Genomic DNA, 24,744 nt, shown 5'->3' with positions numbered 1-24,744 from the left:
CCATTTAAAAAAAGAGGTTTGCCAGTAATATGGAGGAAAGTATAAAAACACGGGTCGGCTTTTCAACCAGTTCAACTCCGTATTCTATAATGGTTTCTCCTATCTCTCGTTCATGCTGATTCAGTTGCCCTGTGAGCAGGATTATCGGTACTGCCTCGCTTTTAGAACGGATCTTCTTGATCACTGCCTCAGAAGTTTCGCTGTAGTCCAGTAACCAGTCAATAACATATCCATCATAATCTTCCCTGTCGACTGCCTGCATCATTTCTTGTGCAGTCTCGTAAACCGACGCATCGATACCGTATCTGTTAGATACTGATTTTAATAGTTCTAGAAGTTCTTTATCATTATCGAGTATTGCCAGTTTAGGTGCGGGCAGAAAATCCATTCTAATTACCCGCTTCATATTTTTATTGAATTTAACGCCCGTTGGATTGACTACATAATAATTTTTATGAAAGTAAGCGTAGTTAATACCAGGCTCTTTAATATCTACATTTTCGTCACTGACGACAATATTACATCTTACATGCATATCGTTAACAATAAAAATGCCGTTATAAGACTTTTCTTCTTCGAGGGATTCGTGGAAGTAATTATAAACTGATTTTAGCTCGTTATAGAAAACGCCTCTTTTACCATCAAGTTTTTGTTTGGCGCTCTGATATTTAATACTGAGAATGTCAGCCATTGTCGAAGCCTGCTTCCTCTTTTCGATTCCTTTCCGCTCAAAAATTTCTAATATTTTTTTGAGGTTTTTATTAGATGTGTCCAAAGTCTACTCCCGCCCATCGGTTACGTTCTGCTCAGCTAACGCCATGACTTAAGAATTTGGGTTAAACAAAAGATGATACACGAATGAGTATCTTTTGAAGGGTTTTTTGATCACGTAAAGCTCTGTTTAATAAGTGATTTTTCGATAATCTCATTTTCTATATAGGAAAATACTCAAAAACTACTCGAAATACTTTTCAATACATGCATAATTCTTTACAGATCCACATCACTAATGAGTTGTTTTTGAGTTGTTTTGTAAGGGTTTGTTATCAGTGTGTGAAACGGCTTGATATAGGTTTTAAGAGCTAAGTTCATGATTAATAGAATTTTTAGTCATATAAGAGACGCCTTATGGCCAATGAAAAATCCATCAGGGGAGGTTCAGTATTAGTCCACCTGTCAGAGGAGACTAACCAGCTCCTAGTGGAATCGTCGAAGCGTTCAGGAAGAAGTAAAACACGAGAGGCAAAAATCAGACTTGAAGACTCACTCAGATCATTCTCCGACTTAGCCGCCACCGGTCGGAGATTCGAATCTGCTACTGACTGTGAGTAGTTTTTGAGTCTGTTCGCCGCCCATGCCTCTCATCTGAATTTTTTGTATAACGCAAATATAAATTTACTGCTTATAAGGAGGTGGATGTACAGCCTATTCTGAAAAAAAGATTCATATTCGCTCGAAATATTTTTCCAGTCTGCATCAGATATTGCTGATACAGGACACTGCTCGCCATTATAAAAATGGTGAGTCCTTTTTTTTTAGAACCTGATTCTGATTAAGGATTAAATAATGCAAACTTCAAGATTCGCTTCCGGTAAAACGGACAGCGTGGCGGTAGCATTGTCTGATGTCTACCATAAACCCTTATCTGGTAAATATCCCTCCATTCAACAAATACTGAAAGGTGTCACTCATACCGCCTGTAAGAAAGTTTATCGGAATCGCGCAAACGTAACCCTTGTAGCTCTCGCAATCCTGTTCTTTGCGTTGCCACATTTTGCAGGAGCTACTGACCTGCTGGCCACGCAGAAGCAGGATGCCAAAGACACGTTCGGTCATGGCAGTACCGTTGAGTGGGGGTTTTACATCGGCGAAATCATCATCTCGATTGGCGCATATATTAAAACGCGCAACCCGATGCTGTTCGTCGGCGGTCTGGCTTTCCTCATCGTTATCACCCGCACCTTCTTCTCCCTGGCCGGTTAATCCCGCATGAACGGGGAATCGCTTCAGTACCAGTTCCCGGAAACCCTCAATCAGCAGAAACGCCTCGGCGGACTCCCTACAGAGGAGGCCGTGCTCATCCTTGCGTGCGCGGGCATCGGCCTGTTCTGCGACCTGTTCATTGTGATGCTGATTGTGGCGGGCGCGCTCTGGCTGTTAGTCCGCCATCTGAAGAAGGGGCAGGGCACCTGGTGGCTCATGAATCTTCTTTACTGGTACCTGCCGACCGCGCTGCTCCGGCTGCAGTTCCGCCGCGTGCCCGACTCGGGCAACCGGCACTGGATGCAGTAACCCACGCGCCATCTCCGGATGGCGCTTATTAAAAGGATAACGCTATGAAGTATCAGGTCCGGGAGGGGCGCAACCGGGTAATCATTCTGGCCCTGTGCGCACTTTCGCTGCTCGTGTTTATTCTCGCCGTCAGCAACGTCGTTACCGGCGCGCTGGCGTGGCATTTTGCAAAAACGCAGAGGACCCTGACCACCCCGATGATGTTTGACCGCCCGTTTATCTCCGATTCCGCTTCCGGAGACGCGGCCTTAAACGGCATGCTGGTGCGCTCTTTCGTCAACCTCCGCCTTTCCGTCACGCCTGAAACCGTGGACAGCCAGCACGCCGCCCTGCTGCGCTTCGTTCCCGCTGAATACCGTGACGACATGAAAAAGCAGCTCGCCGCCGAAGCTGAGTACATCAAAAACAACGGCGTCTCTTCCGTGTTCCGCATCGATGACGAAATCACCGACTCCACCACCGGTGACATCACCGTGCAGGGCACGCTGAGCGCGAGCACCACGAACGGTAACCTGAACATTTCGCTTCCGGATGCCAGTAAAGCCTACCGGCTCAGCGTGCACTACGTGGACGGCCTTATCCGCCTGACGGCCTTCCCCGAGGTGCCCTGGACTCAACCTGAACGCCGCCCGCAACAGGACTGAACCGATGAAAAAGACCCTTTCCGCCTTGGCCGTTGCCGGCGCGCTGGCGCTGCTGCCTGCCGCCGGGCAGGCAGCCGTACCCGGCCCGGCCGGGACCCCGTTTGAGAATAATGCGCATCTTAAGGCGCAGATGAGTAATACCAGTCCTAACAAAATCATTATCGACGGCGAGCTGATTACCGGCATCACCGGTCCGGACAATGCCTACCTCAAAAGCAACACCGCCGACGGCGCGCTGCTGATTACGCCACAGACCGGTCAGGACTTCACCATCTTCCTGGAAACGGCCGGCGGCGTGGGCGTTTCGATCGACGTGTCACCCAAACCCGGTAACGGTCGCACGCTGCACCTGATACCGGCGGATGTGCCACTGAAGCCTAACCCGGACGCGAAAGTCTGGGAGGAGAGTCAGCCCTTCCAGAAAACGCTGGTAAGTGTTGCGCGCAGCGTGGTCAGCGGCGAGGTGCCGGAGAACTACACGGAGATTAAAGCCTCGCGCGGTCCCGTCTATAACCCGCCTGCGGGCGTGCTGCTGACACCTGAGCGTCAGCTTGCCGGCTCCCACCTGCGGGTGATGCGATACCGCATGAAAAACACCGGCTACGTGACGCGGTCGTTGAGTGAAAAGCAGTTCTGGCTGAAGGGCGTGCGGGCGGTAATGCTCTCGACCCGCACCCTGTATGCAAACGGCGAAGGCTTCGTGTGGGTGATTTTCTCCACTGACGCGGAGGGCGGATCATGAGCAATATCAACACCGCCACGCGCCGGCGCCAGTGGGTGATTGCCGGCGTGGCCGCCGCGGTCATGCTGGCCGTGGGCGGGGGCATCTGGGCGTACTCACACCATCAGGCGGAACTGAACCGTCCCGCGCCGAAGGCGGCACCGAACCTGACCGGCAGCCTGGTGAACACGTCCTTTAAAGAAGGGGTGGACACCTCCGCGCTGCAGCAGCAGCAGCAGAACAAGACCGCCGGCCTTGAGCGCGACCTCGGCACGCTTACCGGCACGCTGAAAAGCCAGAATGAGGAACTGCAGAAGAAGCTCAACACGATGGCAGACGCAATCAGTCAGCTGCAGACGCAGCAGGCGGGCCGGCCAGCAAACGGTCCTGCAGCTACCACGACGGCGGCTGGAACCACTCCTGTTAATGCACCGGTCTCCGCCGGGCAGTCCGGTCCGGCGCAGTGGAGCATCAACAGTCCGGGTAGTGGACCGGCCAGAGGGCAGGGCGGACAGTTTTACCCGACGCAGGGGCAGGCCTTCTATCCCGGCGCCGGTACGGTGCGTCCGGGCGGTCTGAGCCGCGAAACCTTCACCTACGCTGCGCTTACCGGGAAAAAGACAAAGCTTCCCTGGATACCTTCCGGCTCCTTTTCCGAGGCCACGATGATTGAGGGCGCTGACGCCAACGCCAGTGTGACCGGTCAGCAGAACACCTCGCCGGTGGTCATTACCCTGCTCGGCGAGGTCTCCATGCCGAACGGGAAGACCTGGAACATGGACCAGTGCCGCGTGACCGGAGAAATGTACGGTGACATCTCCAGCGAGCGTGGCGAGGTGCGGACCAAAAACATCAGCTGCATCCTGGATAACGGCAAGCATATAGACATGCCGTTCGACGGGCACGTTTCCTTCCAGGGCAAAGTGGGTATCCGCGGCAAGCCGGTCATGCGTAACGGCGCCATCATCGCCAACGCCGGGGCTGCCGGGCTGCTGTCCGGCTTCGGTGAGGGCATACAGTCTGCCGCGACCCCTACGGTCGGGCTCGGTGGCAGCGCCTCTGTTGGTGCCGGCGACATCTTCAAGCAGGGCCTCGGTGGTGGTGCCAGCAAGGCGGCGGACACGCTGAGCCAGTACTGGATTAAGCGTGCCGAGCAGTATCACCCGGTAATCGATATTGGCGCCGGCAACGCCGTGACGGTGGTCTTCCAGCAGGGTTTCCGCCTGGAAACGATTGAGGATGCCGAAGCTGAAAAGGCGAAGCAGGAGGCCCCGCAGGCCGCCGTGCAGCAGGCCTCGGCAACTGCACCGGCAGTCAGCAACAGTAATGGCAGTGCGCCTGTTCTGAACCCTGACGAAGTTCTGCGTCAGGCCAGCCAGCTGCGCCTCGGCGACACTATTAATTAAGGAGATGACAGATGAAACAGTGGTATGTACTCAAGTCGTTATTTAATCAGGAAAAACGCGCTGAAGCCCATCTGCTCAACCAGGGGGTGGAATGTTACCTTCCGCTTTTCACCTGTCAGCTTGTTGCCGGGGGAAGTGTTAAACCGGTTAAACCTCAGCCACTTTTTCCTGGCTATCTGTTTGCACGATTCAATCCTGAAGAAATTCATACAACGACGATTAAAGCAACGCGCGGAGTCTCAACCATAGTCAGCTTTGGCAATCGCATAGCAATTATGGGTGATGCGGAAATGGAGCGCATGAAGCAGGGAGCTGAATCGGCCGCGCAGGCAGACATGCAGGCACCTGAGCATGGCGATACGGTTCTGATAACAAATGGCACGTTTGAAAACATGCAAGCTATCTGGCATGAGCCGCAGGGCGCAAAGCGTGCAATGCTTCTCCTGAACCTTATGGGAAGACTGGTTGAACTTGATCTCAAAAAGGTCCGGTCTCAGAACATCCAATTCCGCAGGACGTCAACACACGGGCAGGAGGCAGCATGAAGGCGCTGATTAAACGCTGGCTTCATCCGGACAGCAGAGATCACCTTTTTGTGATTCTGATTGCAGTCACGCTGGCGGCGAACTTCACCGTATCCGGTCTGACGATGCGTGAGGGGCTGACCGTCTTCCCGGGCTTCCCTGGCTGGCAGGTCTGGCGGCTGGCCCTGTTCACGTCTCCCATTATTATTCTGCTGGCGTACATGTTCAGGGACATGGCGGTCATGACCTTCGGGGGGATGGCGCTGTTCTGGCTGATACTGGCGGCATATTATTTTGTCAAGAGCGTGTGGTTCTGGATGGTACCGGTACCCAACCCCACAGATATTTTATTCATGGCGGGCTTTACCACCGGTATCGCGTATTTTTTTACGCTGTTCTACTTCCTGCTTAACCTCAGATAACGAAATCAGGCTGCGGAGGCAATCATGAGTGAACATAACCAGCGTGAACTGCGTATCCGGCTCTGCGCACTGCGGCTTCGTTATCAGCGTGCCTGGCTGGGGCAGGCGAGCAGCTGCCGGCTGGCCGCTATGCTGACCGAAATCGAGTCGGTCCGTCAGCGTCTGGCTTCAGACAGTCCCGGGCCTGAAGCTTTGAACAGATGAGAGGACTGCGCCTGACCATACTCAGCCTGCTATCCAGTATTCCAGTCAGGCCACACATCATCAGGAGAAGAGTTGTGGTAACAGATAGAGTTTTAAAAATGCTTATGCTGCTGTCAGTCATGCTGCTGTCGGCCTGTGACAATCAGAAAGCAGAGTTCGACGCCATTCGGGCCAGAGCCCTGCAGAATCCTGATGCGTGGCAGGCCTGGCAGCAACTGAATGCTGAAGCCGAAAAAGCCTGTCCGGAAAAACAGCTTTTACCATCCTGTTCTGAAAAACGTAAAACTGACTACCGCAACCTCTCAGTTTCGCTCTATCGTAAAGCGTTAGACCAGCACTCTTATGCGGCTTTAACCGATCTGTTTATGCGGGATGAGCCACCGGCCGAACTGAAATCACAAATGCCAGCATTTGCTGCAGAGCTCATTACTGTTGCCGATCATTCATCGGGTGACCGCGCCTCAGCAAAAATACTTGCAACAGCGGCTCATGTTTTGGAACTCGGTAAATGGGTGCAGAAAGACAGTGTCCGTGCGGCTGCTTTTTTTGCCCGGGCGTGGCTTGCATATGACACACAGGCGCCAGCCAGTCTGAGCCGGCTTTACAGTGAGCAGCATGATGAGGCCAGCGCACTGCTGTGGCGGCTTCGCTGTACCGGAGATTGTGACAGCAGCCTGGCAGAATATGATGATTCTGCTTCGCTAAGCCCGAGACAGATATTACGCATTCAGTCTCTCGCGCAGGACCGAAGCATCATCACCGTGAACGGGCAGGCCAGCTGGGAGGAGAAATGAAATATCTTCTGAAAGGCGCGCTTATTGCGCTTTGCTTTTTGCAGTCATTGCCGGTTATGGCGGGCAGTTCCTCTTCCCGGTCATCGTTTAAGTCAGCAGCAGGTTATGCCGCTCGCAGCCCGGCTTACCGGAGCTCCGTCACAGGCAGTACACCTGTTTATAAGAGCTTCAGGCCCGCAGCCGGAAGCAGTACGGCAACGGGCAGAACTGATAGCAGGTCTGCCGGAGCAAAACTTTCACCTTCAGTACCTCAGTCTTTGCAAAACCGCAGCGGGCCACAACCTTCTCCACAGCTTCAGACCATCATCAGGGAAAAGGAAGCCAGCGGGCCAGGCTGGCTGGGTACGGCAGGACTGATCTGGTTACTGAGCCAGCATGACCTGTCATCCAGCGATCGTGAATGGATTAACAACAGGCTCCGCGATGAAAACAGTGAAAACACACCACCTGTTACTGAGCAGTCTGACGTCAGTTTTCAGTGGTCAGTGCCGGCAGCCGTTACCAATGGTCAGCCTGCGAAGATTGTGATTGCAGCCGTACGTCACGGCAAGGTTCTGCAACCCGACTGCGAACTGGGCGACGTAAAAAGCGTGCATGAAAATAACGCTGCTGTACTCAACTGGACTCCGGAAAACACGGTTTCGGCAGTAGCGACCTGCAGGGCAGATGGATGGGTGGATCAGCGTCTGCTGGCCGTCAGCCAGCCGCATGTGGAAACCCGGTAAATCAGCTTCCACGTATCCCGCTGACAGTCCCCCTTTAATAAGAAGACAGTTCTGAGCCTATGCTGCCGGCCGGGACTGCTATCGCACAACACTACAAACAATACTTCCGCCTTCACCAGGGCACCCTGCGGCTCCATGCGCGCCTTTCTCAAAAAACCTGATTTTTAACGAGGCTAAGAATGGTCCACGATGAAACCACTCCTGCTCCGGACTCGCTGTTGATCCGGATTAAAGACGGGCGGCAATCCAGCGGCAATATGCTGTTCCGGCTTGAAAGGTTTAACACCCGACCGGTTCCGGATGCGGCAATACGCCCGCTGGCAGAGAATTTCGGATACATACCCGCATTCACAGACATCACGATTGAACAGCTTGCGACATATATCGCTGACGTCATTCGTCAGGTTTCACCCGGCATGCTACATGCTGATATCTGGACGCAAACAAAAGCGCCGGTAAAAAACATACACGCTGCCAGCAGCCCCCGCGTTATGAGCGAGGATGCGCTTAAGGACCTGCAGATGGTCAACGCCTTTATGAAAGGTAAACATACCGGCTGAACCCGTTTTTTAGTGCCTTCACCAGGGCAACCTGCACCACCCGATTGACCCGCACGTTTATCTCCCTGACCTATTGCGGCCCGGCCGCCACTGAGGATTCCACCATGCAGAAACTTTTTGCGTGCGCACTGCTGTGCGCTGCGCTGACCGGCTGCGCCGGCATGAACTCTGATTTTGACTGTAATAAGACCGCGACCGACCAGTGCCTGTCGATGTCCGATGCCAGCAGGCTGGCATCAAAGCACCAGAGCCTGGACGACCTGACGGCAGCTAAGGAGGCCGGCCCAAAGCCTGCCGCTGAGGCGCTGGCGACGCCCGGCAACGTGAAGCCCGCCGTCAGCCCTTACCGCCCGGTAAGCGTGGCAACACTTGCCCCGCTTACGGTGAAAGGCCAGGGCGCGACCGCAGACAGCCTGCGGGCATCCACGGTGCCGGTCCGTACCGGTGCCACCGGTCCTGTGGTCCCGGGTGACTACAGCGGACCGGGCCAGGTTGACGCCCGCCGCATCCCCGATGCGACGCAGCGCCTGTGGATTGCGCCCTGGGTGGATGAGCAGGACAGCTTTCATCAGCCTGCCGTGGTTGAGTTCGTGAAAGAGAAGTCCCGCTGGGACGAAGACTTTCGCGTAATCAGCGAGGGGGAGTAATGAAAAAGCGCTTTTCATTCAGCAGTGCCCGTGAGCAGCGGGAGCGCGCATCATCTGCGGCCGAGCCGCATCACAGGGTTCGGGCAGGAGGTCAGCATGCTCAATAACGTTATCGATCACCTCACCGGTATTTTCAGCAGCAGCCGGGATGAGGGCGGCGCAAAGCAGGCGCGCCAGAGGCTGCAGGAGAGCTTCAGCTATCCGTCGCTGACCAGCCTGCTGCCGTGGCGCGAATTTGATGAGAAGTCTGAACTGTTCATCAACAGCCGCTCGGTCGGCTTCATTATGGAGGTGGCGCCGCTTGCCGGCGCAAATCAGCAGGTGGTACAGGCGCTCGATGACCTGCTGCGCAAAAAGCTGCCCCGCAAAACGCCGGTCACGGTGCTGATGGTGGCCAGCAAGTGCGTGGGCGACATGCTGGAGAACGGGCTGAGCCGGGACATGTGGAAGGGTGACATGGCGCCGCGCCTCAACGCCATCACCAAAGCCTTCTGGGAACGGTCGGCGCTAAAGGGGCTGGCCAACGAGCGCGAGTACCCGCTGTACCTGCGTAACTACCGCGTCTTCCTGGTGTACGCACACTCCGGCACCGGCGGCATCAGATCGATGGACGCGGTGGCGCATGTTCGCGAAACGCTCCGCGTATCGATGCTGGCCGCACACATGGACACACGTCGCGTGGGACCGAATGAGTTTTTATCCGTCATCCGCGAGCAGCTGAATTACCGGCCGGGGCAGGTCAGTGCCGGCAGCGAGCACTGGAACCCGGAGCAGGAGTTGCACCGCCAGTGCGTGGATAACAGTACCGAAATGGAGGTTCATCCGGATCACCTGAAGCTGATCACCGCGCGGCAGCAGGGTGACCGGGCGGTCAGCGAGAGCGGCGATAAAGCGGTGGTCAGCACGCGCATCGTGAACATGCAGCTGACGAAGGTGCCGAGGCAGTTTGCACTCTGGCAGGCGGCGGACAACCTGCAGAACATGCGCTTCCCGGATTTAGGTATTCCCTGTCCGTTCCTGCTGAGCTGGACCATCTGCGTGGAGGATCAGGTGAGCAGTCAGAACGAGGCGTTCCGCAAAGAGCAGGACATGGGCAAGAAGGCCAACTCCTCCTACGGCAAGCTGTTTCCCAATACGCAGCGCACCTATGAGGAGTGGCGCGACCTGCGTATGGGGCTTGCCAGCAACGAAATCGCCATGTGCAGCTTTAACCTCAACCTGACGCTGTTCACGCCCGACAGCGACAGCGAACAGCAGCGCTGTGAACTCTCCGCCATCAACGTGTTCCGCAAAAATGACCTGGAAATGTCCGCCCCCCGTTACCAGCAGCTGCGCAACTGGATGACCTCGCTGCCGTTCGTGATGCAGGAAGGGCTGTGGGACGACATGAAGCACATGAATGCCACCCTGCGCTGCAAGAGCTTTAACGCCGTCAACCTCATGCCGGTCGTGGCCGAGCGGCAGATGGCGGCATCGGGCAGCCCGCTGCCGACCTATCGCAACGCGCTGGCCTTTTTTGACATGTTCAGCGAAAGCAACGGGGCCACCAACTTTAACATCGCGGTGACCGGCACCACCGGGGCGGGGAAGAGCTTCTTCATACAGGAAATCCTGCGGCAGGTGCTGAACGCCGGCGGCTTCGGCTGGGTTATCGACATGGGGGGCAGCTATAAGAACTTCTGCCGGCAGGCGGGAGGGGCCTATCTGGATGGCGCGACGCTGCGCTTTAACCCGTTCGCCAACGTGCGGGACATTAAAGAATCCGCCGAGGGCATTCAGGGCCTGCTGACCGTTCTGGCCAGCCCTAACGAACCGCTTGATAAGGTCAGCGAAACCATCCTTCTCAAAGGGGTGGTGGCGGCATACGAATCGAAGCAGAACACCGCGCGTATTGATGACGTAGTGCTTTACATGAAGTCGGCGGCGGTGAAAGAGGAATATGGCCAGCAGCCGACCATCATGAACCGCATTAACGAGCTGGTGCTGCTGCTGGACCGCTGGTGTACGTGGGGAGCCAACGGCGACTACTTCAACTCGGACAAGCCGACGCTCGACGGCGACACGCGCTTTGCCGTACTGGAGCTGCTGAGCCTGGAGAACCAGCCGCACCTGCTCTCCGCCATCCTGTACTCGCTGATTCTGGCGATTCAGGAAAAGATGTACCACTCGCCGCGCAGCCTGAAGAAGGTCGCCATTATCGATGAGGCCTGGCGCCTGTTCAGCGGCTCTAACCCGCACGCAGCCCGCTTTATCGAAACCGGCTACCGTACGGTTCGGCGCCACCGCGGGGCGTTCATTACCATCACGCAGGGCATCAAAGACTTTACCGGCACCAAAGATCAGGCTGCACCGCCAGCTGCTGCGGCGGCATGGGACTGTTCGGGCACCAAAGTAACCCTGCTGCAGGATGCGAAGGCATTCAAAACCTACCTCAACTCCAACCCGGATCAGTTCAGCGAAGTTGAAACGCAGGTCATCCGCGGGTTCCAGCCTGCGCGCGATACCGGCTTCAGCTCGGTGATGATCTCAACGGGCGAAAACAGCTCGTTCCACCGCGTCTTTGTTGACCCGGTCACGCGCGCCATGTTCAGCACCCGTGGGGAAGACTATCAGTACATGACGGAGGCGCAGAAGGCCGGGGCGACCAGCGAAGAAGCTGCCTACCTGCTGGCCTGCGAGCCGTACATGTACCAGGCCGAGATGCAGGAGCTGGAGCGCTGGGCCGGACTGACCACTGCTTAAAAGAGGAATTAACGATGCAGGAAGAAAGACAGCCGCCTCAGCAGGTGGCCACAGAAACCGCGGATAACGCAGGGGTGAGTGACGGCGCTCGCATGACAGCGGCTGCGCGACTGATGCGCAGCCGCAGCATCCGGCTGGCGGCGTTCACCGTGCTGGTCATCGCTACAAGCGCCGGCGTCAGTGCGCTGGTTGCCAGGGCCGTACAGCCCGATTACGTGGTTTTTGACATGAAAGGCACCATCGACACGTTCCGGCAGCAGACGGCGCAGCAGCCGGTGGAAAAGGGGGCGCTGGAAACGCTGACGAAGTGCTTTGGCGCCGCGCTGGACGCCAGCCTGTCTGATTGGCAGGCCGCACACGGCGGCGTCATTCTGGTGAAGGGCGCGGTGGTTGCCGGCGTCACCGATATTACCCCGGTCATTCAGGCCGATATTGCCCGGCAGATGCAGGGGGCGCCATGAGGCAACTCGCCACAGCGGTTGTTCTGCTCGCTGCAGTGGTTGCTCAGCCCGTGCAGGCTAAAGAGCTCGGCACCATCGGCCACCTGTTCCCGATCGCCGAGCCGGACCTGCTGACCTTTATCGGTCAGCGCCTTAAGGGCATGGAGGACAGCGGCGAGATGGACCGCCTGCAGCGTGAGGCTGAGGCCCGGGTGAAGGCCCATGCCGTTCGTCCGGCACCGGTTGCCGGGCTGACGCCAGCGAAAACGGACCGCGCGTTCCTGTATGACCCGACCTTTACGGTGCGGGAAACCATCCGCGACATGCGCGGCAACGTCATCGCGCGGGTGGGCGACAGGGTTAATCCGCTGGATAAAGTCGCCTTCAGCGAGACGCTGTACTTCGTGGACGGTGACAATCCGCAGCAAATGGCGTGGCTGAAGCAACAGCTCGCGGGGCTGCAGAACTTTAAGGTCATCCTAGTGAAGGGCAACGTACACAACAGCAGCATCGCGCTGGATGAGCCGGTGTACTTCGACCAGTATGGCACGTTAACAACGAAATTCGGCTTTGAGCATACGCCAGTGCGCATAACGCGAGCGGACAGGATGCTCAGGGTAGAGGAGGTGGCACTGAAATGAGTGATAACACGCCGTATGATCTTGTGCAGAGACTGGTAAATGACTGGCAATACTCTGCGTCGTCATCCGAGGCCGCACCCGTTCAGCTGCACGCTGAGCCGGTGATGCAGACAGAATGGGCGGTACAAGCCCCGCCTATATGTCGTGCCGAATTCTCACTGGCACCGGAAAGCATCCGGGCGTTTACATCAGGCCTGCCGGCTGTGGGTGGTTTCATTGTCTTCATGGTGATGGCCATCGTCCTTGTCCGTTTAGGAAGGAGAACGAATCCTGAACGGCCGGACACGATGCGCGTGGCTTTTGTCTCATCATCTCCGGCATCGTTTGGCAGTCGCGAGATGGCGAAGCTGGCAGCTGATGAGGCGAACAGCCACTACTGGCAGTGCATGCTGGCAGCATTTGGCGGCGCACTGGAGGCGGAAGGCTTTGCGCTTCGCAACGAGCCGCGGTCAAAGGTCCCGCTGCCCTATCCTGTCCGGGCCCGGGTAGGTGTGGCCATCGTAAAGGCGCATTCCCGCTATCTGAACCCGCGCCAGAGTGACGACGCTGAAGAGGCGATGCTGCGCGATGCCGAACAGGATGACTACACGGGCAGCTGGACCGATTACTGTATGCGGGGAGCGGAGGCGGCCGGCTGGTACATTGTCAGGCGCGACCACGGTCCTGAGTCGACAGAATGACGACACGCGGGATGCAGTGCCTCGGTGCCGTGGCTCACAGCGGCTGGTCTATAATTCTGCGCGTGAATACTCACACAAAGGGATACAGGCAATGAAAAAAATGACATTCGGCCTTTTACTGCTTGCGGCCGGCCATGCCACCGCGGCTTCGTCATTTACGCAGGACTGGCCGTCATGCGATGTAAAGGCTCAGCATGACGTGAAGGGGGAAACCGGTGGAAGGATTAAAGACCCGCTTCAGGCGCACATATCAGTGCGCATTAACGTGCTGCAGGCCGATATCGGTAACGCCCGCAAGGCGCGTCATTTGACAGAAGCGCAGTCTGAACAGCTGTGGCAGCAGGCTGACCGGGTCAGAAAAGATGCTGACGGCTACGTAAAGCAGCAGGGCTTTCTGAGTGCGGCCGAGCGTGCCAGCTATGACCGCGAGCTCGACGATATCACCAGCAGGCTGTGCCGCGTGGTGAAGTAAATCCTCCCCGGGTGGCTGCGGCCACCTGAATGCCTTTTCTGCCCGCAGTGCGCAGGCTGTTCGTTCCTCGCGCTGCTGCGGTACGCCTCAGCCTGCACCCCGCAGGCAGGCCCGTTTAACGTCTGACCCCGGCAGTTCCGCTGCCATCTTTACGGAATCTCACCCTATGACACACCCTGCTGAAATATCGGCTCAGCCGGTCGTGCGCGATCGCTGGGGCGGCTGGACACATCCTGAATTTTTTGTGCCCGCTGACGGCAATGAATATCCGCAGCCCGGCGAGTTTGAGGCCTGGCTTACTGCACATAACCTGGCAGCCGCCTTCACCTGGATGGAAAACGACGCGCCGGACTGGATGATGCAGGCCTTCCGGAAAACCGGTGACTGCAGCAGCTGGGAGCCGTCCGGGCCAGCGGGCGCAGGCTGGTTTACCGGCAGCATTCACGACACGGACGACGGCCCGGTATGCGTCTGGCTCCGCAGTAAAGCAGAGGTCAGAGGCTCATGAAACGTTTCCTCCTTATAATCTGTCTGCTCACGGCAGGTGTCATGGCGAAGCCTGTCATGGCAGCAACCAGCAACGCCGGCGACGGGCGCTGGGTAAACCCTATCAGTGACGTCTGCTGGAAGTGCCTGTTCCCGATGTCGCTGGGCAGCATACAGCTCGCATCAGGCGCACATCCGGACACCCCGAACCCTGCTTCGCCGATTCAGATGTGTCCGTACGGTATTTTCTACCGGCTGGGGCTGGCCATTGGCTTCTGGGAGCCGCTGGCGCTGACCGACGTAACGCGCGAGCCCGGCGTTATGGTGAACATGGGCGGCTTTAAAATTAACCTCGGCCGCACCGGTGCCGGACGCGGCGGGCAGAGCGACTCACCCACTCCCGGCAGCTTCTATCACGTTCACTGGTACAAATACCCGCTGATTTACTGGCTCAACATCATCACCAGTACGGGCTGCATGCAGACCGGCGACATGGACATCGCCTATCTGTCCGAGGTTGACCCGCTGTGGAACGACAGCACGCTGGCCATGATCCTGAACCCGGAAGTGGCGCTGTTCAATAACCTGCTGGCGCAGGGCGCCTGTGCGGCGGACTCGATTGCCTCCACGGCGGGCGTGCCGCTGGACCCGCTGTTCTGGTGCGCCGGCGCACAGGGTTCGATGTATCCGTTTACCGGCTTCACCAGTAATGAGTTTTCGCCGCTGGAGGCCTCGCTGCTGGTCAGCGAGCGCATGGCCTTCAAGCTGCACAGGGAGGGACTGGTGATGGAGACGGTCGGGGCGGACGTGGCTGTGTGCTACCAGTATCCGTCCCCAATCATTCCGAAATCACGCTGGCGTTATCAGATGGTGAATATGTACCCCGAACCTAATGACTGCCACCCGTTCGGCACCACGACCCAGCTCTGGGGCTCGGTACACAACTCACCGGCGACGAAAAAGAACTTCGGCTACCTCATGTGGCGAAAGCGTAACTGCGTTTATCTGTAAGGACTCACCATGAAACAACCTCTGATTACGGCGCTGCTTGCGGGCGCCGCGCTTCTTTGCGCAGAAATGGCGAATGCTGCAGAGCAGCCGGTCGTGTCAGGTAATGACATGGCGTACATGAAGCAACAGCAGCGCGACCTGGAGCTGTTCAAAAGCCAGCTGAAGGGCATGAATATCACGCTGCCGGATGCGCAGCAGGATCGGGTCTCGCAGCTGCAGAACGAAATTGCCGCCTCGCAGGCGGATCAGAATAGCGCCGCCCGCCCCGCGCCGCGGGCTGTGTATTTCGTGAGCCTGGGTATCCCAGAGGAAGGGCTGCTGCCGATGCTTGCGGACGCCCGCCGGTTCGGCATACCGGCCACGCTGCACGGCCTGCTGAACAACGACTTCCGTCAGACCGCTGAGACAATGTTTGAACTGTCTAAAAAAGATAAGCAGGCCGGGGTGCAGATTGACCCGACCCTGTACGAAAAGTACAACATTAAAGCCGTGCCGGCACTTGTCGTCACCTGTGGCAGTCAGTCTGACGTCATCTATGGCAGCCTGCCGGTCAAGCAGGCGCTCGAAGAGGTTAAGCAGCGCGGTGACTGTGGAAGTACGGCCGCGCAGCTGCTTCAGGATGCGGAGGGTACGAAATGAAGCGTGCCCTGCTGCTTTCTTTATGTCTGATGGCGTCCGGCGCATTCGCTGATGCGACGAGTGACGCTTACAACGCGGGTGCGGGATATGCGGGCTCAAATAAGGGGCAGGGCACCGCTGCGGCGAAGGGGACCGACCCGGCGTCAGTGATCCCGGGCTACACCGCCAGTCCTCCGCAGGGGGGGTACTACGGCGGCGTCCAGGGCGGGGACGGCGGGATAAAGGATAAGGGGCAGACCCAGATCGGAAGTAATGAAGCGGGGCAGGCGGTCACGGACTCTTCAACAAAGAATCCGGCCGTGACCATTGACCCGAACGCCGACTTTATCCAGAACGGCAAGAATGCGGAGGCGAACAGCGGCTCCATCGTGGACGGTACCAACAGCCAGTGCACCGCCAAAGTCGTGTCGAAGTCAGTATTTGAAAACTTCACCTGCGACAGGGACGTAGCACAGGTCCAGACCTGTGCCCGCACCGGCAGCGTAATCGTCACGGGCTCAAGCCACACGGAAACCCGGACGATGAATATGCTGCTCAAAAACGCACGGCGCTCGGGCAATCAGATACTGGTAGATTTCACGTTTCCTGAAACGGCTACCCTCGTCAGCGGCACCACGCAGCTGGTTTATACCCCGGCCCCGTCTTATAACTCCGGGGCAGATTATGTCACCTCGATACTGAATAACAATGTAACCCTCCGATACGGCAAGGGGGCTGACAGCCTGGGTGTCGCAGGACAGCAGGTTAATGCGGGTCAGGTTTACTCTGCCGTGATTACCCCTAAAGGGTCCCGACTTGATTCCGTCATTAACACGCTCATTAAATACATTAATAACGGCACCACGCTGTTCCACCTCGACGTGACGTTTAACGTGACCGTGTCCGACAAAAAGGCCGACACGACCTGGTCCGAAAGCTGCAGCTTTGACAAATCCCAGGCCACCGCCAGTACCGGCAGCGTCTGCACCGACCCGGGAGGCTCACGATCTGTTACCTCCGACGGCCAGACCTATACCCAGACGCAGGGCTGCTGGCAGTACCAGGACAGCTACATCGTGCCGGTGAACTCCACCGGTAACTGCGCTCAGCTGATGTCTGACCGCAACTGCACCATTGCCGGCCGCGGCTGTACCGAGGCGGAAGGCGGAACGTGCATGCATGAGCAGGATACTTACCAGTGCCAGACCACCTACAGCTCGCAGGGCCTGCTGTGCGGCGGAGAATACCTCTGTCAGAGCGGCGACTGCAACGGTACCGACGGTGCCGGCGACAGCGGCTTTGATACCGCCGTGGCCAAACTTGCCGGACTTGCCTCTGCCGGCGATGACGTCAAGAACGGCGATCAGATAGATATTAAGGCCTTTACCGGACAGGCGCTCTACTGCCGCAAGGCGATGGCCGGCTTCTCAAACTGCTGCGTTGATACCGGCTGGGGGAACAGTTCGGGGCTGGCCAACTGTAACAGTGACGAAATGGCCATCGGTAAAGCGAAGGCTAAAAAGGTTACCGTTCTGGTCGGCGAAGCCTGCAACAAGGCAGTGCTGGGGGTGTGCGTGCAGAAGAAGCAGGCCTATTGCGTGTTCGGCGGCAAGCTCGCCCGCATTATCCAGGAGCAGGGGCGCCGCGATCAGCTGCACGTCAGCTTTGGTAGCGGTGACTCACCGAACTGTCGTGGCATAACGGTTCCTGAACTGCAGGCCATTAACTTTGATCTGATTAACTTCCAGGACTTCTACAGCGACCTCATGGCCAATCAGAAAATCCCTGACTCAGCGACGATGATCAAGCAGGCAAAAGACCGTATAGCTGCGCAGGTCAATGCGCAGACAGGAGGTAAATAATGAAGCGGCTGCTGATTAGCCTGATGATAGCAATGTGCGCCGGACAGGCGGTGGCGGACGATGCGCCGGCTGCTGACGCGGTGGTGACGCCGGCTGACCCGTTTACCGGCTGGCACTGGTACAACGAGCCGAAGAAAAAGCCTGACCCGCCGGCACCAAAAGCGCAGCCCGCGCCGCAGGTGCCGGACTTCAGCAGGCTGTCACCGTCAGAGCAGGCGGACGTACTTAAAGCGTACACAAAGGAGGCGCTGAACAACGCCATCCTCCATCCGTCTGCAGAGCATACCGCCACGTTCCTGCGCTGGCAGAAGTTCTGGACCGACCGGGCCTCGATGTTCAGTCAGTCCTTTGCCGTGGCGCAGCTTGACCATCCGGATCTCGACTATAACCTTGACCATCCGCACTACAACAGCACCGCGCCGCTGCAGCAGGCACGGGACCAGCAGGAGCAGACGCAGGCCATCAGTCAGCTTTCCGGCCAGTACGGGCTGTTCTACTTCTACCGTGGCGGTGACCCGATTGATGCACAGATGGCCGGCGTGGTGGCGGACTTTGCCCGCCTGCGGCACATCTCCCTGATACCGGTCAGCGTGGACGGCACGGTGTCGCCGCAGGTGCCCGACAGCCGGCCGGACGCCGGCCAGAGCGCGCGCATGGGAATTACGCACTATCCGGCGCTGTTTCTGGTTGACCCCAAGTCAAAAAGCTTCCGTCCGCTCGCCTACGGTTTTATGACGCAGGACGACCTGGCGAAGCGCTTTCTCAATGTGGCCACCGGCTTTAAGCCTAACTTCTGAGGACCTGATTATGCTGACACTCTCACCTGTCTGGCACGGGCGGTTGCTTACCGCAAACCGGGCAGGCAACTTTCTGCTGCAGACGCTGGTGATTCATCCGGCGCTGCTGTTTTTTCTGCTGTTCCTGCTCAGCGCGCACAGCGCCGGTGGCGCCGGGCATCTGCTGGTGAGCGAGGCCGAAAGGCTGATACGCGATGCTCCGGCAGGGCAGGTGTGGAGTTGCGCCTCGCAGGCCACACGCGTGGAGTCCTGGCCGTCCGTTCCTGATACATCATGGGATAAGGCCGTACCGGTCAGCAGAGATATCAGGCCTGCCCCCCCGCCTGCCAAGTGTGTGAAGGCGGCAGAGAGCCGTGATGCATGGGCAACAGAGACTGACAGTACACTGCGCAGCCTCTACCTCACCGGCGTACTGTTTTCCATTATTGCCGGCGTGGCGGTGCGGACCCTGCGCCGCCACGCTCAGGGAGTCCGTAAATGAACCGCTTACCTCTTATCATCTTACTGTTCATGTCAGGCATCATTTTTAACTGCCTGCGCCAGCTGCTGGCGTGGTCAGTCAGCTTCACGTACGACGTGCTTGCCGGCGTCTCGGTAGCCTGTCTGGTTCTGGTTGCGCTGGGCCTCATCGCGGAGCTGATTGCCTGGCGAAGGTCGCGAGGCGGCCGGGGAGGCCATCATGAGGCTTAACGTGCTGCTGATGGTACTGCTGACGCTGCCGGTATTCGCACAGGCGTCGGTGGCCTCGGACATTGCTGCGCTTGAGCAGGCGAAGGGGCAGCGCGGTGCGCAGCTGCCGGATTTCGGATTGCCCGGGACCCGCCCGGTGCGTTCGGCACCCGTAAAGCCCCCCAGAATAATGTCCCTCACCGACGGGCGGCAGGTCAACCTGAACGATTATGCGGTGGTGGTCTTTATGCAGCGGAGCTGTAAGAACAGCGCGGAGTTCGACCCGAAGCTGAAGGCCTGGGCCGATGAAGAGGGAATCAAGGTGTATCCCTACAGCCTTGACGGCTACGGGGATACGGCCTTTCCGGTGGCGCTTATCCCGCGCAAGGCGGGACCGAATGAGCCGATAGCCGGTGAGATCCTGACCTTCTTCGGCAACGGGCTGCCCATCGCCACGCCGACCACCTTTATGGTTAACGTGAACACCAACGTGGCCTACCCGCTGTTTCAGGGGGAGACGGACATGGGAACCATGAGCCAGCGACTGGCGCAGATGATCGAAGCCGATATCGATAACCTCCCGCCGGACACGCTGGGTCCGGTCCCGAGCAGTACCTTACTTACCCCGCAGTAATACGGGCGGCAGTGCCGCCGACGGAATACCCATGACTGAAAAAACGTTAACGCTCTCCCGGCTGGAGACGGCGCTGCTGCTTGTCTGCGCCTCGCTGCTGGCCGCCGCCGGCCTGTATGCCTGGCTCGCCTGCGAAATTGCCGGCCGTATGGACGGCATGACTTACGGTTCTGACGCGCTGGTGCTCAGCGGTCTGCAGCTTTATCCGCTGCTGTTCCTGTTCTCCCTTGCCGGTGGCTTCGGCTGCGGCGTGCTGACCAGCATCACCCTGCGCCGGCACGGATTTATGAATGAACGGAGTTTTCAATGACAGAACGTACACACTTGCAGGCGGGGAAAACATCATGAATCTGCGTCAGTTCCTAATAGGCGCTCTGGCTGCGCTTACCCTGAGTGCGCCGGCCTTTGCCGACGTGCAGGGTGACCTGAACGGCTACTTTGGCAGCCTCGGCTTTGACGGCAACGTCTCAAAGGCGCAGGCATGGCAGGGTCAGGCCGCAGGCTACGTTACCGGCGGCTCCATCTATCTGCGTAACCCGGTCAAACAGGTGCAGCTCATTTCGATGCAGGTACCGTCACTCAACGCCGGCTGCGGTGGCATTGACTCCTATCTGGGCGCCTTTTCCTACATCAACGGGGCCGAACTGCAGAGATTCGTTAAGCAGATCATGAGTAATGCTGCGGGCTACGCCTTTGACCTGGCATTGCAGACGATGGTGCCGGAGCTCAAGCAGGCCAAAGACTTTCTGCAGAAACTCGCCTCGGACGTGAACTCCGCCAACATGAGCTCCTGTCAGGCCGCGCAGGGCATCATCGGCGGCCTGTGGCCGGTGTCTCAGGTATCGAACCAGAAAATCTGTCAGGACATTGCAGGTGAGAGCAACATTTTCTCCGACTGGGCGGCGTCGCGTCAGGGCTGCACCGTGGGCGGTCAGGGTGACAGCGTCACCGGCCGGGCGTCCGCCAACATGAAGGATCAGGTGCTGAAAAACAAAAATCTCATCTGGGACGCGCTGGGCCGCAATCACCTGTTCGACGGTAACCGCCAGCTGAAGGAACTGGTGATGAGCGTAGTGGGCTCCATCATCTTCAATAAAGCCGGACAGGTCACCGTCCTGACGCCGCTGGTTGATAACCGCGACATCATTACCGTGCTGATGCGCGGCGGCACCGCGAAGATGTACGGCTGTGATGAGCAGGACCTGTGCCTCGGGCCGACGGTGGCCAGCGTCACGGTCAGCAGCGATGTGGCGCTGGTGACGCAGGTAAGAAACCTGATGATTTCTATCGATAGCAAGCTCACGGCCGATACCGGCCTGTCGGACAGAGAGAAAGGCTTCATCAACACCACCTCGGTGCCGGTGCTGAAATACCTGACCAACTCCCGCAGCATGGGCATGAGCCCGACCTACCTGATACAGGTCGCCGACTTTATCGCGCAGGACATGATGATCCAGTACCTGCAGGAGCTGGTAAAACAGGCGAGCCAGTCACTGGCCGGTAAAAACTTCCCCGAGCAGGCAGCCGGCGAGCTGCGTAACAACGTGCTGGCTGCAACCTCGCTCCTGGCACAGATGAAGCTGCAGAGTACCGCCGACCAGAACGCGCTGGACGGTATCGATCGCAACATGCAGTACCTGCAGCAGCAGGTATCCACCATTATCTCGACGTCCTATCAGGGCAACTATCAGTGGGGAACGGGCAATGACTGAGGTCTGGACCATTTACGGCGGTGACATGTGGCGTCAGGTGTTTAACGGCGTCGTTACCGTCATCGGCAGCGACACCTATGACACGTTAAAACGTATCGCCGGGCTTTTTGGCGTGCTGGGCGTAATCTTCAGCTTCATCAAATCGCGCAACCCGATGGTGTTTGCCAGCTGGCTGGCCGTTTTCTTTATTATCACGTCGGTGCTGCTCGTTCCGAAGCGCAGCGTGCAGATACTTGATGTCACCGATCCGGCGGCAGTTTATCAGGTGGATAACGTGCCGGCCGGCCTGGCCTTCATCGCCGGGCTGACCACGTCAGTGCAGTTCGGCGTGGCGCGGCTTTATGAGTACAGCTTCTCGCGGCCGGACTCGCTGACCTATACGAAGTCCGGCATGCTGTTCGGTTCGCAGATTGTGGCACAGACCACGGACTTCCGGTCACAGAATCCGCAGCTGGCCGGCATGCTTACCAACTACGTGGAAAACTGCGTGGTGGGCGATATCCTGCTGAATAACAAATATACCGTGTCACAGCTGCTGAACAGCACCGATCCGCTGACGCTGATTACGAATAACCCGAGCCCGCTGCGCGGTCTGTATCAGGATACGGGCAGCGGCCGGCAGTTTATCACCTGCCAGCAGGCGGCTGCGGTCGTCAAAAATCTGATCGGGGCGGACGTGCGCATCGGCGGCACAACCTGGCATGCACTGGCCACGCGCGTGTTCGGCAGCCGCGTCAGCGGGGATACTTTGCTCGGTAACGCGATGGATGAGAGTTACAACTTCTTCTATGCAGGCGGCCTGAGCGCAGCGCAGATTATGCGTAATAACATCACCAATGCGGCCATCCGTGACGGCTGGAAAGGTTTTGCGGCGCGCTCTTCCGATACGGCCAACCTGCTGAATCTGGCCACTGAGTCCAGCATGACCAAGCAGCGCATCAGCTGGGGCGCGGGTGGCGTGATAGCGTCGCGTACGCTGCCGATGTTCCAGTCGCTAATGATGCTGGTACTGATTGCGCTGTTCCCGCTGGTCATCGCGCTTGCGCTGGTGAATCACGACATCTTCGGGCTTAAAACGCTGAAGCTGTACGCCGGCGGTTTCGTTTATTTCACCATGTGGCCGGTGATGTTCGCCATTCTTAACTCGCTGGCCAACTTCTATCTGCAGACGAAGACCGGGGCCACGCCGCTGGTGCTGGCCAATCAGGATCAGGTCGCGCTGCAGCACTCAGACGCGGCCAACATCGCGGGCTATCTGAGCATGTCCATACCGGTGCTCGCCTTTTTCCTGACCAAAGGAGCGGCGTCTGTGGCCTCACAGGCCGTTGGCGGAGTGATGAGCTCGGCGGCGTTTGCGACCGGCGGACAGGCTTCCACGACGGCGGACGGCAACTGGTCGTTTAATAACATGTCGATGGATAATGTCAGTGCCAACAAGTTTGATACCAACATGCTGCGCCGCTCGGGATCTCAGGGCTTCCAGACCGGCAATAACGCGATGATGACACAGACGGCTGACGGACACACCGTAGTGGATACCAGTCAGGCGATATCAAACCTGCCTGTCAGCATGCGGCTCAGTTCTCTCGCCAGCAGCGGGTTCTCCGAGCAGGCACGGCAGGCGCAGCAGCAGGCGCAGAGTTCGCTTGATGGCTATAACCACAGCGTGACCAGCGGCTTCCAGCAGATGAACCAGCTGACTCAACAGAGCGGTAACAGCGACAGCATGACGCAGGGCAGCGACAACAGTGTGGCAACGAATGTCTCTAAAGGCGCGAGTAAAATGCAGTCTGCCGTTGAGAACTATGCGAAGTCGCACAATGTTTCTGAACAGCAGGCCTACAACCAGCTGATGGATATCACCAATCAGGGCAGTGCTGGAACGGGTGTCAGAGGCCAGGTTAAATTTGACTCCGGTGACCAGCTGGCGGGTAAACTCGGCAAGTGGGCGACCGGCGTCAGCGCCGGAGGAGAAGCCAGTATCAGTGCTGACCTTCGTCACACTACCGGCAGCTCGCACGGTACGCAGGACAGTCACTCAGAGGGGCGTGATAGTCGCCGCGACCAGAGCAGTCAGGAGGCACGTGATTTCCGCGAGGGCATGGATATGGTGACATCGACCCGTCTGAGCGATTCAGGGAGTCATACTGATAATCAGTCCAGCTCTAACGCTCAGCAGTTCGCAGCGACGCTTAATGATGCGAAGAGTCAGTACCATCAGTACACCGAGAGCAGCACGCGCAGTCAGGAATTCAGCCGCATGGCCACTCTTTCCCAGACGCAGAGTGCCAGCCTGGACGCCAACTACAATCAGGAGTTTGTGGACTGGACTACTGCTAAATATGGCAGTGACGCCCAGAACATCCTGACAAACGTCAGAAGCGCGCAGGGCGCAGCTACTGAATTTATGCATGAGCGGCTGGAACCTGAAATCATGCGTAACTATGGCGCACGGACTGACCAGGTTAACAGTGAGCCGCTGCAGCCATCACGTTCGCTGGATGCTGCAGGGACATCTGCCGGGAGTGGAAGCCCGCTTCCGGCCGGCGCACAGGCTTCCGGACAGGGCCTGTCGGGCAGCTCGCCGGCTGACAGTCATGGACCCGCTGAAGATTCGTCGCAGAATGCTGTCGTCATGAAAGGGCAGGCAGCGGAAGTCAGCACGCGGCAGGGAGAGCGGAATCTCAGCGTTCCGGCCGGTGCACCTTCACAACAAATAAGAGAAGATTTCCGCAACGGGTCAAAACGTGTGAGCGAGCAGGCCGCAGGCACCGGCATTCAGAATAATGTCGCCAATCAGGTCGCAGCACAAAGATCTGGCCTTATGGAAACTCTCAGGGAAAATGACGGTAAAATCGCCGAAAATAAAACCACTGTTCAGACGTCCAGTGATATACTTAAGCATGAACATGATTCTGCTAAAGGAAATTTCAAAGCGGGTCATAATAAAGAGTTAAATGAGCAGGGCCAGAAACCCAAAGACAATCTGGGCGATGACTTTGATAGAAAAATAGCGGAGCTTAGACGGCGTGCCGGATAAG

Annotated in this window: 30 protein-coding genes; 29 read left to right on the top strand and 1 reads right to left on the bottom strand. The window is 57.7% G+C overall.

Going from position 1 to position 24,744, the window contains the following annotated elements:
• Positions 1–4: 4 nt before the first annotated feature.
• Positions 5–775 (bottom strand): helix-turn-helix domain-containing protein, encoded by a 771-nt coding sequence (locus WFO64_RS21025; protein WP_337014014.1) that lies wholly within the window; start codon positions 773–775, stop codon positions 5–7.
• A gap of 353 nt (positions 776–1,128) precedes the next feature.
• On the opposite strand from WFO64_RS21025, the gene WFO64_RS21020 reads away from it, so the two are divergent.
• The 29 genes from WFO64_RS21020 (at position 1,129) to traG (ending at position 24,743) form a co-directional block, all read left to right on the top strand.
• Entirely contained in the window at positions 1,129–1,332 is a 204-nt protein-coding gene (locus WFO64_RS21020; protein WP_111535084.1) for a TraY domain-containing protein, read from the top strand.
• Between the two features lie 234 nt (positions 1,333–1,566).
• Positions 1,567–1,983, top strand: coding sequence for a type IV conjugative transfer system pilin TraA (locus WFO64_RS21015; protein ID WP_337014011.1), 417 nt, complete (start codon positions 1,567–1,569; stop codon positions 1,981–1,983).
• Between the two features lie 6 nt (positions 1,984–1,989).
• Positions 1,990–2,292 (top strand): type IV conjugative transfer system protein TraL, encoded by a 303-nt coding sequence (gene traL, locus WFO64_RS21010; RefSeq protein ID WP_187514240.1) that lies wholly within the window; start codon positions 1,990–1,992, stop codon positions 2,290–2,292.
• Between the two features lie 44 nt (positions 2,293–2,336).
• Positions 2,337–2,936 (top strand): TraE/TraK family type IV conjugative transfer system protein, encoded by a 600-nt coding sequence (locus WFO64_RS21005; protein WP_129063666.1) that lies wholly within the window; start codon positions 2,337–2,339, stop codon positions 2,934–2,936.
• A 4-nt stretch (positions 2,937–2,940) separates the two neighbouring features.
• Positions 2,941–3,678 (top strand): F-type conjugal transfer protein TraK, encoded by a 738-nt coding sequence (traK, locus tag WFO64_RS21000; protein WP_337014009.1) that lies wholly within the window; start codon positions 2,941–2,943, stop codon positions 3,676–3,678.
• The gene (gene traB / locus WFO64_RS20995; protein ID WP_337014008.1) at positions 3,675–5,063 is read left to right on the top strand and encodes an F-type conjugal transfer pilus assembly protein TraB; all 1,389 of its coding nucleotides are present in this window, start codon (positions 3,675–3,677) and stop codon (positions 5,061–5,063) included. Before traK ends, traB begins: the two co-directional genes overlap by 4 nt.
• Before the next feature lie 11 nt (positions 5,064–5,074).
• Positions 5,075–5,608, top strand: coding sequence for a transcription/translation regulatory transformer protein RfaH (gene rfaH / locus WFO64_RS20990; RefSeq protein ID WP_337014006.1), 534 nt, complete (start codon positions 5,075–5,077; stop codon positions 5,606–5,608).
• Positions 5,605–6,009 (top strand): hypothetical protein, encoded by a 405-nt coding sequence (locus WFO64_RS20985; RefSeq protein WP_337014004.1) that lies wholly within the window; start codon positions 5,605–5,607, stop codon positions 6,007–6,009. Before rfaH ends, WFO64_RS20985 begins: the two co-directional genes overlap by 4 nt.
• 24 nt (positions 6,010–6,033) lie before the next feature.
• Positions 6,034–6,213, top strand: coding sequence for a hypothetical protein (locus tag WFO64_RS20980; protein WP_187506064.1), 180 nt, complete (start codon positions 6,034–6,036; stop codon positions 6,211–6,213).
• Between the two features lie 98 nt (positions 6,214–6,311).
• The gene (locus tag WFO64_RS20975) at positions 6,312–7,007 is read left to right on the top strand and encodes a hypothetical protein (RefSeq protein WP_337014002.1); all 696 of its coding nucleotides are present in this window, start codon (positions 6,312–6,314) and stop codon (positions 7,005–7,007) included.
• Between the two features lie 257 nt (positions 7,008–7,264).
• On the top strand, positions 7,265–7,732 hold the full coding sequence (locus WFO64_RS20970; protein ID WP_262405408.1) for a hypothetical protein: 468 nt from the start codon (positions 7,265–7,267) through the stop codon (positions 7,730–7,732).
• Positions 7,733–7,911: 179 nt separating this feature from the next.
• Positions 7,912–8,292: a hypothetical protein gene (locus WFO64_RS20965; protein ID WP_313678692.1), complete on the top strand. Its 381-nt coding sequence runs from the start codon at positions 7,912–7,914 to the stop codon at positions 8,290–8,292.
• Positions 8,293–8,396: 104 nt separating this feature from the next.
• On the top strand, positions 8,397–8,939 hold the full coding sequence (gene traV, locus WFO64_RS20960; RefSeq protein WP_313678693.1) for a type IV conjugative transfer system lipoprotein TraV: 543 nt from the start codon (positions 8,397–8,399) through the stop codon (positions 8,937–8,939).
• Between the two features lie 96 nt (positions 8,940–9,035).
• Positions 9,036–11,681, top strand: coding sequence for a type IV secretion system protein TraC (gene traC, locus WFO64_RS20955; RefSeq protein ID WP_337013997.1), 2,646 nt, complete (start codon positions 9,036–9,038; stop codon positions 11,679–11,681).
• Between the two features lie 14 nt (positions 11,682–11,695).
• Entirely contained in the window at positions 11,696–12,142 is a 447-nt protein-coding gene (locus WFO64_RS20950; protein WP_337013995.1) for a TrbI F-type domain-containing protein, read from the top strand.
• Positions 12,139–12,762, top strand: coding sequence for a type-F conjugative transfer system protein TraW (gene traW, locus WFO64_RS20945; protein ID WP_337013993.1), 624 nt, complete (start codon positions 12,139–12,141; stop codon positions 12,760–12,762). The genes WFO64_RS20950 and traW overlap by 4 nt, the downstream gene beginning before the upstream one ends.
• Positions 12,759–13,442, top strand: a complete 684-nt coding sequence (locus WFO64_RS20940) for a hypothetical protein (RefSeq protein ID WP_337013991.1) — start codon at positions 12,759–12,761, stop codon at positions 13,440–13,442. The genes traW and WFO64_RS20940 overlap by 4 nt, the downstream gene beginning before the upstream one ends.
• Before the next feature lie 91 nt (positions 13,443–13,533).
• Positions 13,534–13,914, top strand: a complete 381-nt coding sequence (locus WFO64_RS20935; protein WP_337013989.1) for a hypothetical protein — start codon at positions 13,534–13,536, stop codon at positions 13,912–13,914.
• A 166-nt stretch (positions 13,915–14,080) separates the two neighbouring features.
• Entirely contained in the window at positions 14,081–14,422 is a 342-nt protein-coding gene (locus tag WFO64_RS20930) for a hypothetical protein (protein ID WP_337013987.1), read from the top strand.
• Positions 14,419–15,411, top strand: coding sequence for a conjugal transfer pilus assembly protein TraU (gene traU / locus WFO64_RS20925; protein WP_337013985.1), 993 nt, complete (start codon positions 14,419–14,421; stop codon positions 15,409–15,411). The genes WFO64_RS20930 and traU overlap by 4 nt, the downstream gene beginning before the upstream one ends.
• 9 nt (positions 15,412–15,420) lie before the next feature.
• Entirely contained in the window at positions 15,421–16,050 is a 630-nt protein-coding gene (gene trbC, locus WFO64_RS20920) for a type-F conjugative transfer system pilin assembly protein TrbC (protein ID WP_337013983.1), read from the top strand.
• The gene (gene traN / locus WFO64_RS20915) at positions 16,047–17,891 is read left to right on the top strand and encodes a type-F conjugative transfer system mating-pair stabilization protein TraN (RefSeq protein WP_337013981.1); all 1,845 of its coding nucleotides are present in this window, start codon (positions 16,047–16,049) and stop codon (positions 17,889–17,891) included. Before trbC ends, traN begins: the two co-directional genes overlap by 4 nt.
• The gene (gene traF / locus WFO64_RS20910) at positions 17,891–18,688 is read left to right on the top strand and encodes a type-F conjugative transfer system pilin assembly protein TraF (RefSeq protein ID WP_129063647.1); all 798 of its coding nucleotides are present in this window, start codon (positions 17,891–17,893) and stop codon (positions 18,686–18,688) included. The genes traN and traF overlap by 1 nt, the downstream gene beginning before the upstream one ends.
• 10 nt (positions 18,689–18,698) lie before the next feature.
• The gene (locus WFO64_RS20905) at positions 18,699–19,169 is read left to right on the top strand and encodes a hypothetical protein (RefSeq protein ID WP_337013978.1); all 471 of its coding nucleotides are present in this window, start codon (positions 18,699–18,701) and stop codon (positions 19,167–19,169) included.
• Entirely contained in the window at positions 19,166–19,378 is a 213-nt protein-coding gene (locus tag WFO64_RS20900; protein WP_129063645.1) for a hypothetical protein, read from the top strand. The genes WFO64_RS20905 and WFO64_RS20900 overlap by 4 nt, the downstream gene beginning before the upstream one ends.
• Positions 19,368–19,991 (top strand): F-type conjugal transfer protein TrbB, encoded by a 624-nt coding sequence (gene trbB / locus WFO64_RS20895; protein ID WP_313678711.1) that lies wholly within the window; start codon positions 19,368–19,370, stop codon positions 19,989–19,991. Before WFO64_RS20900 ends, trbB begins: the two co-directional genes overlap by 11 nt.
• Before the next feature lie 31 nt (positions 19,992–20,022).
• Positions 20,023–20,301: a hypothetical protein gene (locus tag WFO64_RS20890; protein ID WP_337013975.1), complete on the top strand. Its 279-nt coding sequence runs from the start codon at positions 20,023–20,025 to the stop codon at positions 20,299–20,301.
• Between the two features lie 34 nt (positions 20,302–20,335).
• Complete coding sequence (traH, locus tag WFO64_RS20885) at positions 20,336–21,703, top strand: conjugal transfer pilus assembly protein TraH (protein ID WP_337013973.1); 1,368 nt, start codon at positions 20,336–20,338, stop codon at positions 21,701–21,703.
• A complete protein-coding gene (gene traG, locus WFO64_RS20880; protein WP_337013971.1) occupies positions 21,696–24,743 on the top strand; it encodes a conjugal transfer mating-pair stabilization protein TraG in 3,048 nt (1,015 codons plus the stop codon). Before traH ends, traG begins: the two co-directional genes overlap by 8 nt.
• The last annotated feature ends 1 nt before the right edge of the window (position 24,744 follow it).

Source organism: Pantoea sp. AS142, from assembly GCF_037152305.1.
In the GTDB taxonomy this organism is placed as follows: domain Bacteria; phylum Pseudomonadota; class Gammaproteobacteria; order Enterobacterales; family Enterobacteriaceae; genus Pantoea.
Note: the sequence above shows the minus strand (reverse complement) of the source record. Positions and strands in the feature narration are given on the sequence as shown.

What these genes read in the sequence shown, in the direction of transcription:
- WFO64_RS21020 (WP_111535084.1), top strand. Translation starts at nt 1,129, where the DNA reads ATGGCCAATGAAAAATCCATCAGGGGAGGTTCAGTATTAGTCCACCTG.
- WFO64_RS21015 (WP_337014011.1), top strand. Translation starts at nt 1,567, where the DNA reads ATGCAAACTTCAAGATTCGCTTCCGGTAAAACGGACAGCGTGGCGGTA.
- traL (WP_187514240.1), top strand. Translation starts at nt 1,990, where the DNA reads ATGAACGGGGAATCGCTTCAGTACCAGTTCCCGGAAACCCTCAATCAG.
- WFO64_RS21005 (WP_129063666.1), top strand. Translation starts at nt 2,337, where the DNA reads ATGAAGTATCAGGTCCGGGAGGGGCGCAACCGGGTAATCATTCTGGCC.
- traK (WP_337014009.1), top strand. Translation starts at nt 2,941, where the DNA reads ATGAAAAAGACCCTTTCCGCCTTGGCCGTTGCCGGCGCGCTGGCGCTG.
- traB (WP_337014008.1), top strand. Translation starts at nt 3,675, where the DNA reads ATGAGCAATATCAACACCGCCACGCGCCGGCGCCAGTGGGTGATTGCC.
- rfaH (WP_337014006.1), top strand. Translation starts at nt 5,075, where the DNA reads ATGAAACAGTGGTATGTACTCAAGTCGTTATTTAATCAGGAAAAACGC.
- WFO64_RS20985 (WP_337014004.1), top strand. Translation starts at nt 5,605, where the DNA reads ATGAAGGCGCTGATTAAACGCTGGCTTCATCCGGACAGCAGAGATCAC.
- WFO64_RS20980 (WP_187506064.1), top strand. Translation starts at nt 6,034, where the DNA reads ATGAGTGAACATAACCAGCGTGAACTGCGTATCCGGCTCTGCGCACTG.
- WFO64_RS20975 (WP_337014002.1), top strand. Translation starts at nt 6,312, where the DNA reads ATGCTTATGCTGCTGTCAGTCATGCTGCTGTCGGCCTGTGACAATCAG.
- WFO64_RS20965 (WP_313678692.1), top strand. Translation starts at nt 7,912, where the DNA reads ATGGTCCACGATGAAACCACTCCTGCTCCGGACTCGCTGTTGATCCGG.
- traV (WP_313678693.1), top strand. Translation starts at nt 8,397, where the DNA reads ATGCAGAAACTTTTTGCGTGCGCACTGCTGTGCGCTGCGCTGACCGGC.
- traC (WP_337013997.1), top strand. Translation starts at nt 9,036, where the DNA reads ATGCTCAATAACGTTATCGATCACCTCACCGGTATTTTCAGCAGCAGC.
- WFO64_RS20950 (WP_337013995.1), top strand. Translation starts at nt 11,696, where the DNA reads ATGCAGGAAGAAAGACAGCCGCCTCAGCAGGTGGCCACAGAAACCGCG.
- traW (WP_337013993.1), top strand. Translation starts at nt 12,139, where the DNA reads ATGAGGCAACTCGCCACAGCGGTTGTTCTGCTCGCTGCAGTGGTTGCT.
- WFO64_RS20940 (WP_337013991.1), top strand. Translation starts at nt 12,759, where the DNA reads ATGAGTGATAACACGCCGTATGATCTTGTGCAGAGACTGGTAAATGAC.
- WFO64_RS20935 (WP_337013989.1), top strand. Translation starts at nt 13,534, where the DNA reads ATGAAAAAAATGACATTCGGCCTTTTACTGCTTGCGGCCGGCCATGCC.
- WFO64_RS20930 (WP_337013987.1), top strand. Translation starts at nt 14,081, where the DNA reads ATGACACACCCTGCTGAAATATCGGCTCAGCCGGTCGTGCGCGATCGC.
- traU (WP_337013985.1), top strand. Translation starts at nt 14,419, where the DNA reads ATGAAACGTTTCCTCCTTATAATCTGTCTGCTCACGGCAGGTGTCATG.
- trbC (WP_337013983.1), top strand. Translation starts at nt 15,421, where the DNA reads ATGAAACAACCTCTGATTACGGCGCTGCTTGCGGGCGCCGCGCTTCTT.
- traN (WP_337013981.1), top strand. Translation starts at nt 16,047, where the DNA reads ATGAAGCGTGCCCTGCTGCTTTCTTTATGTCTGATGGCGTCCGGCGCA.
- traF (WP_129063647.1), top strand. Translation starts at nt 17,891, where the DNA reads ATGAAGCGGCTGCTGATTAGCCTGATGATAGCAATGTGCGCCGGACAG.
- WFO64_RS20905 (WP_337013978.1), top strand. Translation starts at nt 18,699, where the DNA reads ATGCTGACACTCTCACCTGTCTGGCACGGGCGGTTGCTTACCGCAAAC.
- WFO64_RS20900 (WP_129063645.1), top strand. Translation starts at nt 19,166, where the DNA reads ATGAACCGCTTACCTCTTATCATCTTACTGTTCATGTCAGGCATCATT.
- trbB (WP_313678711.1), top strand. Translation starts at nt 19,368, where the DNA reads ATGAGGCTTAACGTGCTGCTGATGGTACTGCTGACGCTGCCGGTATTC.
- WFO64_RS20890 (WP_337013975.1), top strand. Translation starts at nt 20,023, where the DNA reads ATGACTGAAAAAACGTTAACGCTCTCCCGGCTGGAGACGGCGCTGCTG.
- traH (WP_337013973.1), top strand. Translation starts at nt 20,336, where the DNA reads ATGAATCTGCGTCAGTTCCTAATAGGCGCTCTGGCTGCGCTTACCCTG.
- traG (WP_337013971.1), top strand. Translation starts at nt 21,696, where the DNA reads ATGACTGAGGTCTGGACCATTTACGGCGGTGACATGTGGCGTCAGGTG.